The sequence below is a fragment of the Parashewanella sp. 2304DJ23-3 genome, assembly GCF_056591695.1.
Genome location: NZ_JBWQOH010000001.1, coordinates 260,869 through 276,343 on the forward strand (window position 1 = coordinate 260,869; position 15,475 = coordinate 276,343).

The following is a 15,475-nucleotide window of genomic DNA, read 5'->3' on the forward strand; positions in this document are numbered from 1 at the left end:
ATCTTCATTTTTAATGGGAATGACTGTTGAAGAGCATTACAAACTGGTTTTTTAAAATTTCTTGGAAAAAAACAATTCGAGATTTTACCATATTCATCATTCTTCTCACTGCTGCTAGTTTATTCATACAAAGAAACATGGTCTCTGGGCAAGCTCCGCTGATCAATGCCATTTCAACTACTGGAAAAAGTATCTCGCTAAAAAGCCCGTTAGCTAAACCAACTCTTGTCTATTTTTGGGGAACATGGTGTGGTTATTGTCGTTTCACATCACCAATGGTAGAGAACATTTCTCAAGATTATCCTGTAATTTCTATTGCGGTGAGTTCGGGGAATGATGATGAAATTAACGAGTACCTTGAAGCACATGATCTAACCTTTGATGCTTTAAATGATGGCAATGGATATTACTCTCATAAATGGGGTGTTTCTGGAGTACCCAGTATTTTTATCGTTGACACTGAAGGTAAGATAGCTTCGACTACTCAGGGGCCTACAACAAGCTGGGGGTTAAGATTAAGGTTATGGTTAGCAAGTTACTGAGTTAACAATTAAACTTGACTCAACCCTAACGTACACTCCTTCGTCTCCTCTCCATCAACATTCGCTTAACGATAAGGGTTTTCAACGCACTATGATTATTTCTATCACGATAAAATGAATCAAACCCATACTTATTAAATGAATTACCTGCTTTTACCCAGCGCCTGAAATGGCTCATATAACAATCACGAATAATATTATATGTATGCAAATTCACATTTAAATGGGCGACACTGCTTGCTACATCTTCTAAATTAATTGGTTCATCATCAATAAAGTGTATTTCATCAAATTGTAAATTTTTAGATTCGATAAGGGATATCAGTCTCTTACCTTTATTTAGCTCTTTTTTTGAGTCACTAGTAGAATGAGCCTCATTAATGATTAAATTGTAATCTTTGGCGTCGACACCTATTGCTTTAAGTTTCTCATAGGTACAACGCCCATTTGTAAGTAAAATAATATTAGCATCATATTTTCTTTGTTTTAAACTTTCTAATAGGCTTAAAAATTTTCCTCGCTCAAGTTCTCTTACTTTGTGTGGGTCAGTTTGCCAGCCCTTTTCATGAGTGTACTCATTTTGAAGCGAAAGTAATGTTTCATCAACATCAAAAACCAGCAACGGTCTTTTTTTGTCCATGTCGATATTGTTATAAACAGTATCAATTGATAACACGTTTTCATGATGTGTGCGTAAGTTAGGTTTTGTTTTGACTTCGTTTTCAGTAGTAATAAGCGTTACCACTGAAAATTTATTTAACTTTGCTTGAAACTGCTGAGGAATTTCTGAACCAAACCCTAACCATTCTCCAACTCTGCGCCACCAGACAGCATGGTGAACGCTAAGACTATTTCCAACTCTCGTTACTCGATAAGTACGAAGTTGAGGATAAGCAGATTGAGAAGAAAAATTAACCAAACAGGATTGCTGCTCTTGGATAAGAGTATAGTTTGATATCTGCTTATATTCTTCATCATCAACTCCTGATAACCGCCCTGAGTCATACTTTCCCTGAATTTGAAATGCAGACATAAGATGAATACACTTAGCTAGCAACGCTTTTTATCATAAACTAAGTCTCCACAATTATCCGGTTAATTCTGATTAACTTTAAAGGTCAACTTCAAGCTGGGGATTTAGAATTAGATTATAGTTAGCTGCATTTAATTAAAGAGGTAACTCAATCCTAATTTGCGCACCTTGTTCAAGATTTGCAATGGATACTTCTCCATTATGCTTGGTCACTATTTCTTTGCATAAAAATAAGCCAAGCCCTTCACCATGGGTTTTGGTAGTGTATAAAGGTGCAAAAATATTATTCAAATTTTTGAAGCCCTGACCATTATCAGAAACTAAAACTACTTGCATACCTGCCTTATGAAAATTAGAGACTTCTATTTCAATCGCTGATGCTTCTCTGGCATTTTTCATCAAATTGATCAGCAGTTGCTCGAATAATATTGGGTCGGCAACTAAAGTCCGCTCACCTTGAAACTTAAACTCTAATTTTTGATCATTTGCGACTTTAGATATTAATTGCATTAACTCAAATCGCTCACTTTTGGCCTCAGGAAGGTTATTAGAATGTCTAAACCCACTTACAAAAGTTAGCAATGATTCACTTCGGTCTTTAATTCGCTCTAGTGCCTTTCGTGTCGTGTCCTCTGGTAGTTTTGGTAAATCTAGCAGTGTATCAGCTAGTGAGGCCATTGGTGTCAGTGAGTTATTCAGTTCATGTGAAAGCACTCTGATTAATTGCTGCTGCACTTGAAAACGGTTTTGTTGAAGCTCATCAGCAATAGAATGGGCCATAACAATCTTATTCGTTTCAAACTTAAACATTTTCAGCTGCCAGTTTTTATCAAATGATGCATGGCCTATTCTATTGGACTCTGCCTTAAAGCCTAACTCATCAAATGCCATACCGTAGATAAGAGGTAAGTTAACCTTTTGATAGAAAGCCTGATTAAAGAAAATAAGCTGATTACGTTCATCTAAAATCACAATCGGCATCGGCCAACTTGTAAAAATACTCTCTAACACTGTCGAGATGCGTTGATAACTTTCTTGAGAATTTGTTCCAATTAAATTAGCCACATTTTTAAAGGGTGAGTCATCACTATCGAATACCAAACTAATATTACTTGAACCTTGGTTTCGCATATGTAAATAAGCTTCAAGTTGCTCAAAGTTGGCCTTATATGCTCCCAAAGCGTTCATTGACAAATACAACAACACATATCCAAATACTAATGACACAGAAGCTGTGATTAGCCAGTCTTCAGAAATCAGAAATAGATTCGACGTAATCAATCCGAGTATCAATATATTCAAGGCTAGAACCAAAGCTGTTTTTCGAGTGAAATAACTCAGCCGAAGTCTATTCATATTCTTCTGCCAGTTGGTATTTTTCTAAACGTCGATAAAGCGCATTTCTTGATATTCCTAACTTTTTAGCAGCAACCGCAACTTGCCCTTCAGCTTTATCCATTACATCAACAATTCTCTGCATTTCTAACTCAGCCAGACTCAGCTCAGGAATTGATTCACTAGCTGCTGGTTTCTTTTTGGTTGAAGCTAATTGAATATGCTCTGCTAATACTTGATTACCACCACAAAACAACATGGCTCTCTCCATAACATGATTTAATTCACGCACATTTCCTTGCCAACTATGATTGAGCAGTTTTTGCTGCGCAGGCTCTGAAAGTTCTGGAATAAGTTTTTGGTATTTTGTTGCTAACTGATCTAAAGCAGCTTTCGCCAAAGGAATAATATCTGCTTTGCGATTTCTTAAAGCTGGTATTTCAACCGTAAAGGTATTGAGTCGATATAATAAATCCTGTCTAAAACGTGAGTTTTCAACGGCATCATCTAAATCAGCATTGGTTGCAGCAATAATTCTTACATCAGCTTTAAGTGTTTCATCTGCGCCCAATGTGGTATAGCAGCCGTTTTCGAGCACTTGTAATAATTTTGGTTGTAAATGAAATGGCAATGTACCAATTTCATCTAAAAACAATGTACCCTTTTCCGCTCGTTGGAATGCACCTTTTCTATCGTTTTTGGCGTCAGTAAATGCGCCTTTCTTGTGGCCAAATAACTCGCTTTCAAATAAGGTTTCAGGTATAGCCGCCATGTTTAACGATTCAAATGATTCAGTTTTTCTCTGACTCAATTGATGAATATGTTCTGCCAGCAGTGACTTACCAGTTCCGTTTTCACCAGTGATCAAAATATTGGCATCCGTAGCTGCCAGCTGCTGAATAAATGACTCGATGCGCTTCATTGCATCTGACTCTGCAACCCAAAGCACTTTATTTAGCGGCTTAAGTTTGACAACTCCTAATTGTTGTTTGATTTTATTGAGTAACGATATTTTGTCCCACGGTTTTTCAATAAAATCGACCGCCCCAGTTTGTAATCCTTCAACCACTAAATCGACGCAAGCCCACGCTGTCATCAACATCACTTTAATGTTTTGCGGCACTAATGTTTTTAGTAAGGACAAACCTTCACGCCCTGAAGTAGTGTCTTGAGTGAAATTAAGATCGAGTAAAATTAAATCTGGAGTAAGTTCTTTTAACAAAAGCTTACAAGTTACTGGTGAATCAGCTTCATAAACTTCATAACCTTGATGACTCAGTAAAAGAGTGAGTGCAAAACGCACATCTTGGTCGTCATCGACAATTAGAATTGTTTTTATCGTCATTGTTTTAACTTTTTTGCTGGCAGCAAACTACAGCCACCAGCTCCTTGTAAATTTACTTTTTATTATTTTGGTCGAAATCAAAGCTCTCTGAGTGCCTGCATTGGCTCAGCGTTAATCACTCGCCAAACAACATAAGCAATAGAAGTTAACACAATCGCAACTAATAAGCTTGAGAAGAATAACAACGCATCCCATGAAAATCCTGGTAATACAGTAACTTGCTGCTGAACACCCCAATAAACCAATGCTGACACCACTAGTGCTAGCACAAGCGTAATAGAAATGAGTCCACCAAACTGTTTAAGGGTATTGTTAAGCAAGCGTCCTCTCGAAGCACCTATCGCCATTCTAATGGCTAATTCAAAGCGTTTGACTTCAGCAAAACTAAACGCAATACCAGAGCTACCAAATGCGGCAAGCGCAAGCGTCAGTATCGATAATCCAATAATAAAATAATACTGCAAACGAACATCCAAGGTGGCTTCATAGTATTTCTGCTGAACATTAAACGACTTCACAGCTTCAATATCGTTGTGACCATCTTTGATAATTTTCTCAATTGCGACAGTATCGAATTTTTCAACTTCAGGTAAACGTAGAACAAAACTGATGCTTGTTGGATCAATTTGGTTTACCGAATAAACAACACCAAACTCCCCTTTAGGATCATCGACAGAATAGAGGTTTGGAATAACGCCAACCACAATATTGCTGTTCACTCTTTTACCAATAGCATCTGCCAGCGGTTTATCTTTCACTAGCAAGCGTGCTGCTTTTTCACTGATCACTGCGCTATTGGCTTGAGTTCGATACTCTTCCTCTGTAACCGTTCTACCAGCTAAAAGCGGTATCTTATATTCATCCAAATAGGTATGAGAAAAACTGACTTTTTTAAATGAATGACTCTGATTGTTCTTCTGATCCATAGAAATAACGTATGAATAACCCTGAAAAGTATGAGGTGTAGTATTGGTATCCAATACCTCTATATTTGGGAATTGAGTTCGAATTTGGGCTGATATCTCTCGCCAAATTTGTCGATTATGGGCAACATGGTTTTTAGATACTTCATGAATGTTGTCCTCTGGTAAAGTACGACTATCTTCAAAAAAATTTGCTTTAACGATATGGGTGTTACCGGCATTAAATCCAAGATCTTTATATAAATCTTGATAGGCCGTCTTTGCCAACATAGCCGTTGCTGTAAGCATTACAGCAGCAAAGGCTAATTGCAGTATAAAACTCCATTGGCTTAATTTAGTTAGCTTACCTGCCATTACGCCTTTACTGCCAGCCCTTAGCTGATCGTAAAAATTATTTGAATTTAGTCTGCTAACTGAAAAAGAAGAAAAAACAATATTAATCAATAACACAGCAACAATAGCAATCGCTGTGGTTTGCCAATCAATATGAATCAACTGCAACATTTCAATATTGCTGCCTGCGATATCTGGCAATAAACGAATAATCCAAGCGGCACAAATTAATCCAATCATCCCTGAAAATGAAAACAAAGGTAAATTTTCAAAAAAAGCCATAGCAATTAGTTTCAGCTTATTACTACCTAAGCTGATTTGAATTGCTAATTCTGTGGTCCGTTGTTGGTAATGACTGATAAAGAGGCTCAGTAAATTCAGGCTTGCCATAACCAGCAGAATAATCATAGTAGCCAGTAAAAATAACAACATATTTTTTTGTTCAAGTAATAAAGTATCACGATACTTTTCTATTCCTTGTAACCGCTTCATACTCTTAAGCATCTCGGGAGGCATTGGATTCTCACCTTGATTTCTGTTCTCTAAATAGTCCTCCCAAAACTCAGTCATATCTTTATCCGTAAAAGGCTTTTCACCTTCGACAAATAAAGGTACTGCATCATGCAAAAAATTATTAACTTCTACTTCATTTTTGTAATCGGATAAATGGAAAAACTGCCAAACTTGCTGTTGATGATTTTCATACTTTCTGAAACTAGAAAAGTTATCGATTACACCTTTAATTTGAAATGAATCTTTATCGCTTCCAAGCTGTATAGTTTCATTGATAACACTTTGGCGACCATTAAAAGCAGATTGCCATAAGCGTTTCGATATCCAAATACTTTGAAATGAATTTTCTTTAGTTGGCGTTTCCCCCAATAATAGTTGCCCACCTACATCCGACAAAAAATTATCCGTTGCCTCAATTTTTGTAATCGGAAAACGAGTATCGAACACACTAACTGTTGATTCATGAGGCGTAAAAGAGGCGAACTTTCCGTACCCTTGAAATTTATCTTGCATATTCGCCAAAGCAATATCACTCAAGAAATTCAGTGAAAAACCTGCATTAGCTTCTAATAAAAAATCAAGCTTATAAGTATTCTTTTCATTATGAAGATCTGGCAACGGTTTAAAAATCAAATTAGAACTCATTGCTACTACAGTTAGTACGGCTGCAAGCGTTAAACTCAAGGTTAATAAAACAGGTAGCGTTAATCTAGGCATCGAAAAAAGTCGCATTACACCATGACGCAACGCACGTAGATAAAAACTCATGCTACCGCCTCCTGATGCTCAACGATGACTTCACCATCAAATAACTTGATTTGACGACTCGCCATGCAACTATATCTTTCATCATGAGTCACCATCACAATCGTCACGCCTTGTTTGTTGAGCTTAATTAGCTCTTGCATCACCAAGTCACCATTGCGGCTATCTAGGTTTCCGGTAGGTTCATCCACCAGCAAAATTTTAGGGTTACCCACCAAAGCACGAGCAATTGCCACACGCTGTTGTTGACCACCAGAAAGTTGATTAGGTTTATGATGGATATGACTTTGCATATCCACAATGGCTAAAGTATCTTCAACTGCTTGTTTTATACTTCTTACCTTTTCGTTTCTATGCTCCAACGGCAAAGCAACATTTTCAAAAACTGTTAGATGATCGATTAAGTTAAATGACTGGAATACATAACCAATATATTGATTACGAATTTTAGAGCGTTGATCGACGCTTAAGCTTTCAACATTGATATCTGTGAGTTGATAAGTACCAGAAGTTGGTGCGTCTAATAACCCCAGTAAGCTCAGCAATGTTGACTTACCACAACCTGATGGCCCTGAAATCGAAACAAACTCGCCTTCATTAATTTCAATGTTGATGTCTTTTAGCGCATGAGTCTGAATTTGACCTTTTAGAAAAAGCTTATTGATGTCCTTTAAGGTAACTATTGTTGTCATTGTATTTCCTTATTTTTCTATGTTGATTTTATTAAATTCTTGCCATTGAGATAAGTCGTTAAGTGATATTTTGTCGCCTTTTTTTACGCCCGACTTAAGTATCACCACGCCTTGTGATAATTCACCAAATTGCAGCGACTGTTTTTTTAGGAAATTGATATCTGAAAAGTTTTGGATAAAAAAATCTTGAGTAGTAAGTGGAACCAGCCCTGGCTTTTGATTTACATAAAGGGAATTTTTTACCTGCTCAACAAACACATAAGCGTTAACTGGTTGCGACGGTCTTGTTCCGTTAAAAGTATCCTGATTCAAACTGACTTCGGCTTTGATAAAACCATTTTCAATCACTGAACTGAGTTGTGAGATCTCGCCTAAGAGTTTCTGACCTTTATGGTGCACTTCTACCAATGCGCCATATTGGATTTTATTTGACAGGCGCTGTGGAATTTTCAAATCGACAATAAGCTCGTCTTTAGAGCCAACTTTAGCAATCGATGCACCTTTTGTAAGTCTTTGCCCAAGCTCAACATTAAGTTGTTGAAGCGTGCCGCCGATGCCAGCCTTTATCGTCAAACCATCAATTTTGCTTTTAACTAATTCAACTTTTTGCTGCTGAAGCTCCACTTGAGATAGCTTTTGCGCTAACTCTTTTTGGTGCATTTGTTTTTGCTTTTCAAAACGAAACTGGTTGAACTCTAGCTGCTTAATAAGCTGCTGATGCTTGAGTTTTGCTTTTTCAAATTCAATTTTGGCAACAATGCCATGCTTTGCTAATTCTTGATTGGCATTGAGCTCGAGTTCAGCAGTTTTAATTTGATTATCGATATCTGCTAATTGTGACTGAGTACTGAGCTGCTCACTTTGCTTTTGAAGTGTCATAGTTTGATATTCAGATTTAAGTTGTAATAAATGGTTATTTTCATCTGCAAGATTCTGCTCTAAATCTGGGTTAGATAACGTTGCTATTACAGAATCTACATTCACATCTGACCCAGCACGCAAAATAATTTCAGTAACCACACCTTCACTTGGCGCATTAATCAGCCTTTCATATTTAGAGCTGAATTCACCAAAAACAGGTGCCATAACATCAATATCACCATGTTGCACCTCAACCAGCTTTAATTCATTTGCATCAATGGATGGTGTTGGCTGGTATGCAATACCCAAAATCGACAATGCGATTATTGCCGTTAACGAAACAGTTAATGCCAACCTTTTTGTTTTTTTCCTTTTTTTATGGTTTTCAATTTCTATTTTCATTTTTCACCCCTAAAAGATTTAAAGAGGTAATAGAAAAAGCATGCCAAAAGTAAAAAGCCCATGAAATGGCTAGTTATAAGCGCTTTCACTTACTCGATTCATAAAATATGTTCGCTTTTGAATCCTTCCTGTTCGCTTTTAAATTTAATCTTCGAAGGTTTGATGAATAAATCTTTTATATCTATATATTTAAGGCTGAAGTTATAAGTTCTTTTTTACTCAAATCAAGGAGTAAATATGATGAGTGTTTTAAGAAAAAAGTCATCCCTGAAGAACCGGTTAACCAAGCCCCTACTGTAACGGTCAAAAATGCAACTGCAAATGAAAATACTGAAGTAATATTAACGGCTTCAGCCACTGACTCTGACGGAGAAATCTGGTCTTATCACTGCCGCCAGTTAACCGGAGATACCGTTACACTTTCCGACACTCATGAACCAAACCTCACTTTCACGACTCCAGAAGATGATGATGAGTTCGCGAACCGTTCTAGAGCGTCCTATTGTAATTCCTGCTGAATTGATTAGTGTAGGATCACAGGAATAACCTCAATCTTGTGTTTATTACGTTTAAATAAAGGAGAGCTTCGGCTTTCTTTTACTTTACTTTACTATTGAAAGCACGATTACAGCTATTCCTTATGCGCTCAACTGTCGTTTTCAGCGTTCCAAACAAACATAAATTAAGTTAAAATCCCCTGCCCGATTTTCTAGGATTAATAATGCAGGTTTTCACTTATACACCGCCTTCAGTCCCCTGGTTAGATCTTCGCTATATTGATGAAGATATTATTATTATCAATAAACCACCGAGATTACTCTCCAACCCCGGTATGGCTGTTCACACTTTTGATAGTGCGATTACTCGTCTGCAAAAACTCTATCCTGAAACGATTTTGGTACATCGCTTAGATTGTGATACGTCTGGTATCATGGTGTTTGCCCGTACTAAGCAAGCTGAATCTAACTTGAAAACCCAATTTCAAAATAAAGAAACTCAAAAAGAATATATTGCAGAAATTGAGGGGAAATTAACTAAAAAAACAGGGACGATTGATCTAAGCCTAGGTAAAGATGAGAAAAGAGTTCCACTTCAAAAACCGAGAAAAGATGGACGTAAGGCTGTTACTCATTATCAAATTATTGAAGAAAGAGCCGATAACTCGTTAATCAAGCTGACTCCTGAAACAGGACGTACTCATCAGCTAAGAGTACATATGTTGGCTTTGGGTCACCCTATTTTAGGTGATGACTTTTATGCATCTGAAAAGATTATCAAAATGAGAAGACGTTTAAGCCTGCATGCTCATAAGTTGACATTTTCACACCCAACATCCAAAGAAGAAATGACGTTTATCAGTCCGCATCCTTTTTAGGACTTCCACAATTGCATTAACGTTTATTTGTAATCATATACAAGCTAAAAAATACAGACATACTTTTTAGCTTGTATTAAGTGAGCGTATTACATCATCCAAGCTCTAAAACTTCTTCCTTTGATTTTGCCGTTCGTCAATTTATTCACCGCTTTTTTAGCAATTTTGGCATTTACCGCAACATATGCACGAATGTCAGTAATATGAATTTTACCGATTTGATCACCCGTAATCTCTTTACCATTCGTAAGTGCGCCAAGAATGTCACCAGGTCTCAGCTTTTGTTTTTTACCACCATCAATCTGTATGGTTTTCATATCAGGTACTGAAGGCAAATCATGGATTATCGCTTCAGAAGGTAACGGTTCACTGCTAATTCGCTTGCCTAATGACTCACCAATGAGCTCAGTAATGTAGCCTTCTTCAGTATAAAAAGTGTAAGCATAGCCTTTACTGCCTGCACGACCGGTTCGTCCTACTCTATGAGTATGAACTTCAAAGTCAAAAGCTAAATGATAGTTAAATACGGCATCAAGATTATCAATATCTAAACCACGAGCGGCTACATCAGTGGCTACCAGAACATTCAAACTCTTGTTGGCAAATTGCAGTAATACTCGATCTCTGTCTCGCTGCTCCAAATCTCCATGCAAAGCTTTTGCACTAAAACCAAAGTCAGCTAGCTCATCAGCAACTTGTTGTGTTTCACGTTTAGTATTACAAAATACTACTGCACTTTGAGGACGGTTTTGTAGCAATAATAAACGTAACGCCTTCATGCGCTCTTCGTTATTTTTTAAGCAATAGAAGTGCTGTTCAATTGACGAATTATCGTGTTTTTCTTTAACCGTGATGTGCTTTGGAGCATACATAATGCTCTCAGTCATCGCTTTTATTTGCTTAGGGAAAGTTGCACTGAATAATAGGGTTTGACGTTGATGTGGTGTCTCACCCAAAATTTGATCTAATGCATCTTGGAAGCCCATTTCTAACATGCGATCGGCTTCATCTAATACGAGTAAATTAACGTTACTTAAATCTAAGCGCCCACGACTCAGGTGATCTGTTATTCGTCCTGGAGTGCCGACAATAATATGAGCGCCATGTTCTAATGAGCCAATTTGTGGCCCCATTGGAACACCACCACAAAGTGTAAGCACTTTAATGTTATGAATTCCACGCGCTAACGTTCGAATTTCTTTAGCAACTTGATCGGCAAGTTCTCTGGTTGGGCAAAGTACAAGAGATTGAATTCTGAACCGTTTTACATCTAACTTATTAAGCAGCCCTAATCCAAATGCTGCTGTTTTTCCAGAGCCTGTTTTTGCTTGACCAATGACATCCTCTCCTTTCAAGATTAAAGGTAGACTTTGCTCTTGAATTGGCGTCATCTTTTCATACCCCATTGTCTCAAGGTTTGAAGTTAGCTCACTTTTTAACGGCAGTGACGAAAATGCCGATGATGGTTTGGATTGGCTCAAAATAAAATCTCTATAAGGAAGGAAGACTACTCAGTGCGGCAGTTTAACAGAAAAAGTGGTTTTTATCGCTTATAACCCAACCAACTATCAAATAAACAAACTAAACTTGAAACTAATCTATTGAGGCGCAATCTCATTATTATATTCACTAAAAGAGATTCCTAATGATCGACTTATATTCTGCGGCTACACCAAATGGCTACAAAGTTTCAATTGCACTTGAGGAAATGGGCATCGATTACAAGCTCCATGAACTTCATCTTTCTACTAATGAGCAAAAAAAACCTGAATTTTTAGCTGTGAACCCAAATGGCCGTATTCCAGCGATCATCGACAGAGGTAATGATGACTTTAACGTGTTTGAATCAGGCGCAATTTTAGTCTACCTAGCCGAGAAAACAGGTAAGTTTCTACCAAAAGATGAAAAAGCTCGCTCACGAGTTATGCAGTGGTTAATGTTCCAAATGGGCGGCGTTGGCCCAATGATGGGGCAAGCCAATGTGTTCAATCGCTACTTTCCAGAAAAGATCCCTGCTGCTATCGAACGTTATCAAAAAGAAGGCCGTCGCCTTTTTGAAGTCATGAATACTCAACTTGAACAAACAGATTACCTTGCTGGAGATGAATACACTATCGCCGATATGGCAACTTGGCCATGGGTAAGAATCTATGACTGGAGCGGTGTTGATATTGAAGGCCTAACCCATCTACAACGTTGGCTAGAAAAAATCGCAAAAAGACCCGCTGTTCAAAAAGGAATAATGATGCCAGAACCTTCTACTTTATCAGATGAAGAAAAAATTAAGCGCATCCAGCAAATGGTTACTAAATAAATCAGACCGTAATTATTTAGCACATACCTAATTAATGTATGTGCTAAAATCCCTGCCTTTACGATTAGATACACTATCTTGGTGGCGGTATGACCCATTCAAATTCAGAACTTATTGCTTCAACTCCAGCTCAAAAGCGGGCGTTGAGTTACGCAAATACTATCTTAAATTTATTTTCTGAGGTGATGGCGACCCAAAAACCCGCCGATAGAGTTTTGGCCAACTATTTTCGTGAACATAAAAAGCATGGCTCTAAAGATCGCCGCATTATCCGTGAAACTCTATTTGGGCTTTTCCGTTGGTGGGGCTGGTTGAAACAAAACCTTTCAAGTTCTCATAATCTGGTTACCGTCGATACTGAAACCATAAAATTATTATTGGCTACGGCACTTTTAGAAAACCATTCATGGGAACCTATAGTTCAAGCTTGGGCTGAGTTGAGTAAAACAGACGCAGATGTACTCGCTAAAGTACAAGCTCAAGATGATAAGTTAGATAAAATTGCAAGCTTGTACTCACAACATCAATTTGAGCTTACGCAACTGTTACCTGAGTCGTTTTGGTCACACATCCAGCTAAATGAAGAGCAGCAGAATAAGCTTCCCACCAGCATGCTATCTCGCCCTCCTATATGGGCACGTACTCAATTTGAAGAAACGGAAACGGTTATTAGTTCATTAGAATCGGATGATATCAACATTTCGCGTAGCGAGTTTTTCAGCGACGCTTTAAATCTTGGTTCCAAAAGCATTAACTTGCCTCAAGTAAAAGCTTACCAACATGGTAAACTTGAAATTCAGGATCTTGCTTCTCAAGTGATTGGTAATATCTGTTCTCCAAAATCGAATGAGCAATGGTGGGATGCCTGTGCTGGTGCTGGCGGTAAAAGCTTGCAATTAGCATCATTGATGAACTATGACGCAGCATCAAAAGCGACAGGGAAAATTATCTCTTCCGATATTCGTATTTCGGCGTTAGAAGAATTATCAAAAAGAGCTAAACGTGCGAATACCAAGCTGATAAAAACTCAGTATTGGAAAGGTGAAACGTTACCTGTAAAAGAAAATTTTTTTGATGGTGTACTGGTTGATGCACCGTGTACCTGTACAGGAACATGGCGCCGTAATCCAGACATGCGCTGGACAGATACGTTAGATAATGTGGCAGCAACCGCAAGCCTACAATTGGACATTCTGACTCGAAGCGCCCAAGCAGTTAAGTCAGGTGGAACATTAATTTACGCCACTTGCTCACTGTTGGATAAAGAAAACCAACACGTTGTTGATGCCTTTCTTGCGGACAACTCTGAATTTGAATTGATTAAGCTTACTCATCCTTTCACTGGAGAAGCAAAGTCGTATTTAACCATTTGGCCTTATGAAGCAAATAGCGACGGAATGTTTGTCGCAAAAATGGTCAAAAAATAAAGTGCCTGTCACCTCGATGATAAAGGTAATCCTTTATCATCGCTTTTGATGCTTTCCGATGATTCTATCAAAATACCAATTAAGCACAGGATAGATAAAACTGTGCAGCTTCCCTAACAAATACATTTCTTTACCAGGATAAATTGAAAACTTCTTTTTATTGATCCCGTTTAAAATAGATTGAGCAACAAACTCTGGAGAGTAAAGTGAACCACTTCCGGTGATCTCACAAGTTTCGGGTGGTTTAGTTAGCATTTCCTGCTCTAACATTGGAGTGTCTGTATCTGGCGGGAAAGCAATGCTCAAGTTTATCCCCATACTTTTTAGTTCTGAACGCATTGATTCAGCCAGCCCTTGTAACGCAAACTTACTTGGGCTGTATGAAGTATACCCATGAATCCCAACGAGCCCTGCACCAGACGAAATCATGACAATATGACCTGAACGCTCTTTTTTCATATAAGGTAAAATGGCCTGTATTGGATATAAACTGCCAAAATAATTGATATCCATCGACTTCTTATGCGTGGTCGTATCCGTATTTTCAAAGTAACCGGGCTCTGCAAGACCAGCAGATAAAATTAACACCTTTTTTAACTCTGAGCTGTCAGCCGCTTGCTTAATTGCATGATTAATTTGTATCTCATCTGCAACGTCTGCGGAATAAAAATCAAGCTGTTCGCTATCTGAAAGTACCGAGGAAAACTCAGACATAACCTGATTCAACTTAGTTTCACATCGAGCAATAAGAGTGACCTTATGCCCTTGCCCTAAAAATAATTTTGCAACAGCCTTACCTATACCACTTGAACCACCAGTAATAATCGCATGTATTGTCATAAATATTATTCAATTCCCAATTCGTTCTTTCTAAAACAAATTGGCAAGCTCCTTTTGCTAAAAATTTTTATTTGTATCCGTCATGGATAATCATCTTTAATTTACTGACTTTTGTTTTTAGGTTCAATCAACAACAAAAGGTGATGACCACCTAATTTTTTGAGTAAAAACTCAACCCAATATACAACTGTAATTAATACTCGATATACTGAAAACAATTTATTAAGGATGAGCATAACTTATGTCTTCAGTATACGAATTTACAGCTAAATCTATTACGGGCGATGACGTTGCCCTAAGTAAATATCAAGAGCATGTATTATTAATTGTAAATACTGCGAGTAAATGCGGATTTACGCCACAATACAAAGGCCTTGAATCACTGTATCAATCATTAAAAGATTCTGGGTTTAGTGTTTTAGGCTTTCCGTGTAATCAGTTTGCGAGCCAAGAGTCCGGTTCGGAGAGTGAAATCTCACAGTTCTGTGAATTAAACTTCGGCGTTACCTTCCCGCTTTTTGCGAAAGTAGATGTTAATGGTGATAACGCTCACCCTCTATATAACTACCTTAAATCATCTGCAAAAGGGCTACTGGGCTCAGAATCTGTTAAATGGAATTTCACTAAGTTCCTAGTAAATAAACAAGGCCAAGTGATCAAACGCTATTCGCCAACAACCAAGCCAGAAGACATTAAATCGGATATTGAAAAGTTATTGGCTGAGTAAATTCGAATTATAATTGTCCATGAGAGATTCGAATGATAGATTGTATAC

The 15,475-nt window shown here is 37.8% G+C and carries 15 protein-coding genes; 6 read left to right on the forward strand and 9 right to left on the reverse strand.

Going from position 1 to position 15,475, the window contains the following annotated elements; all coding sequences use genetic code 11:
• The first annotated feature begins 26 nt into the window (after positions 1-26).
• Entirely contained in the window at positions 27-542 is a 516-nt protein-coding gene (locus tag AC1EU2_RS01200) for a protein disulfide oxidoreductase (protein WP_480296158.1), read from the forward strand.
• A gap of 25 nt (positions 543-567) precedes the next feature.
• Here AC1EU2_RS01200 and AC1EU2_RS01205 read toward each other — a convergent pair whose 3' ends face one another.
• The 7 genes from AC1EU2_RS01205 to AC1EU2_RS01235 form a co-directional block, all read right to left on the reverse strand.
• Positions 568-1,575 (reverse strand): HAD-IIIC family phosphatase, encoded by a 1,008-nt coding sequence (locus AC1EU2_RS01205; protein ID WP_480296159.1) that lies wholly within the window; start codon positions 1,573-1,575, stop codon positions 568-570.
• Between the two features lie 135 nt (positions 1,576-1,710).
• Positions 1,711-2,931 (reverse strand): sensor histidine kinase, encoded by a 1,221-nt coding sequence (locus AC1EU2_RS01210; protein WP_480296160.1) that lies wholly within the window; start codon positions 2,929-2,931, stop codon positions 1,711-1,713.
• Complete coding sequence (locus AC1EU2_RS01215) at positions 2,924-4,255, reverse strand: sigma-54-dependent transcriptional regulator (protein WP_480296161.1); 1,332 nt, start codon at positions 4,253-4,255, stop codon at positions 2,924-2,926. Before AC1EU2_RS01215 ends, AC1EU2_RS01210 begins: the two co-directional genes overlap by 8 nt.
• Before the next feature lie 77 nt (positions 4,256-4,332).
• Positions 4,333-6,792 (reverse strand): ABC transporter permease, encoded by a 2,460-nt coding sequence (locus AC1EU2_RS01220; protein WP_480296162.1) that lies wholly within the window; start codon positions 6,790-6,792, stop codon positions 4,333-4,335.
• Positions 6,789-7,481 (reverse strand): ABC transporter ATP-binding protein, encoded by a 693-nt coding sequence (locus tag AC1EU2_RS01225; protein ID WP_480296163.1) that lies wholly within the window; start codon positions 7,479-7,481, stop codon positions 6,789-6,791. The genes AC1EU2_RS01220 and AC1EU2_RS01225 overlap by 4 nt, the downstream gene beginning before the upstream one ends.
• A gap of 9 nt (positions 7,482-7,490) precedes the next feature.
• Positions 7,491-8,744: an HlyD family secretion protein gene (locus tag AC1EU2_RS01230; protein WP_480296164.1), complete on the reverse strand. Its 1,254-nt coding sequence runs from the start codon at positions 8,742-8,744 to the stop codon at positions 7,491-7,493.
• Positions 8,745-8,925: 181 nt separating this feature from the next.
• Complete coding sequence (locus AC1EU2_RS01235; RefSeq protein ID WP_480296165.1) at positions 8,926-9,102, reverse strand: hypothetical protein; 177 nt, start codon at positions 9,100-9,102, stop codon at positions 8,926-8,928.
• On the opposite strand from AC1EU2_RS01235, the gene AC1EU2_RS01240 reads away from it, so the two are divergent.
• The gene (locus AC1EU2_RS01240) at positions 9,083-9,262 is read left to right on the forward strand and encodes a hypothetical protein (protein WP_480297052.1); all 180 of its coding nucleotides are present in this window, start codon (positions 9,083-9,085) and stop codon (positions 9,260-9,262) included. The genes AC1EU2_RS01235 and AC1EU2_RS01240 overlap by 20 nt on opposite strands.
• Positions 9,263-9,465: 203 nt before the next feature.
• The gene (locus tag AC1EU2_RS01245; protein WP_480296166.1) at positions 9,466-10,119 is read left to right on the forward strand and encodes an RluA family pseudouridine synthase; all 654 of its coding nucleotides are present in this window, start codon (positions 9,466-9,468) and stop codon (positions 10,117-10,119) included.
• Positions 10,120-10,208: 89 nt separating this feature from the next.
• On the opposite strand, the gene dbpA is transcribed toward AC1EU2_RS01245, so the two are convergent.
• The gene (gene dbpA / locus AC1EU2_RS01250) at positions 10,209-11,600 is read right to left on the reverse strand and encodes an ATP-dependent RNA helicase DbpA (RefSeq protein ID WP_480296167.1); all 1,392 of its coding nucleotides are present in this window, start codon (positions 11,598-11,600) and stop codon (positions 10,209-10,211) included.
• A 164-nt stretch (positions 11,601-11,764) separates the two neighbouring features.
• Between dbpA and AC1EU2_RS01255 the strand changes: the two genes are divergently transcribed.
• Both AC1EU2_RS01255 and AC1EU2_RS01260 read left to right on the forward strand, forming a co-directional pair.
• Entirely contained in the window at positions 11,765-12,433 is a 669-nt protein-coding gene (locus tag AC1EU2_RS01255; protein WP_480296168.1) for a glutathione S-transferase family protein, read from the forward strand.
• Positions 12,434-12,522: 89 nt separating this feature from the next.
• Positions 12,523-13,860, forward strand: a complete 1,338-nt coding sequence (locus tag AC1EU2_RS01260) for an RsmB/NOP family class I SAM-dependent RNA methyltransferase (protein WP_480296169.1) — start codon at positions 12,523-12,525, stop codon at positions 13,858-13,860.
• Positions 13,861-13,896: 36 nt separating this feature from the next.
• On the opposite strand, the gene AC1EU2_RS01265 is transcribed toward AC1EU2_RS01260, so the two are convergent.
• On the reverse strand, positions 13,897-14,700 hold the full coding sequence (locus tag AC1EU2_RS01265; protein WP_480296170.1) for an SDR family oxidoreductase: 804 nt from the start codon (positions 14,698-14,700) through the stop codon (positions 13,897-13,899).
• A 241-nt stretch (positions 14,701-14,941) separates the two neighbouring features.
• On the opposite strand from AC1EU2_RS01265, the gene AC1EU2_RS01270 reads away from it, so the two are divergent.
• Entirely contained in the window at positions 14,942-15,427 is a 486-nt protein-coding gene (locus tag AC1EU2_RS01270) for a glutathione peroxidase (protein ID WP_480296171.1), read from the forward strand.
• Positions 15,428-15,475 lie beyond the last annotated feature (48 nt).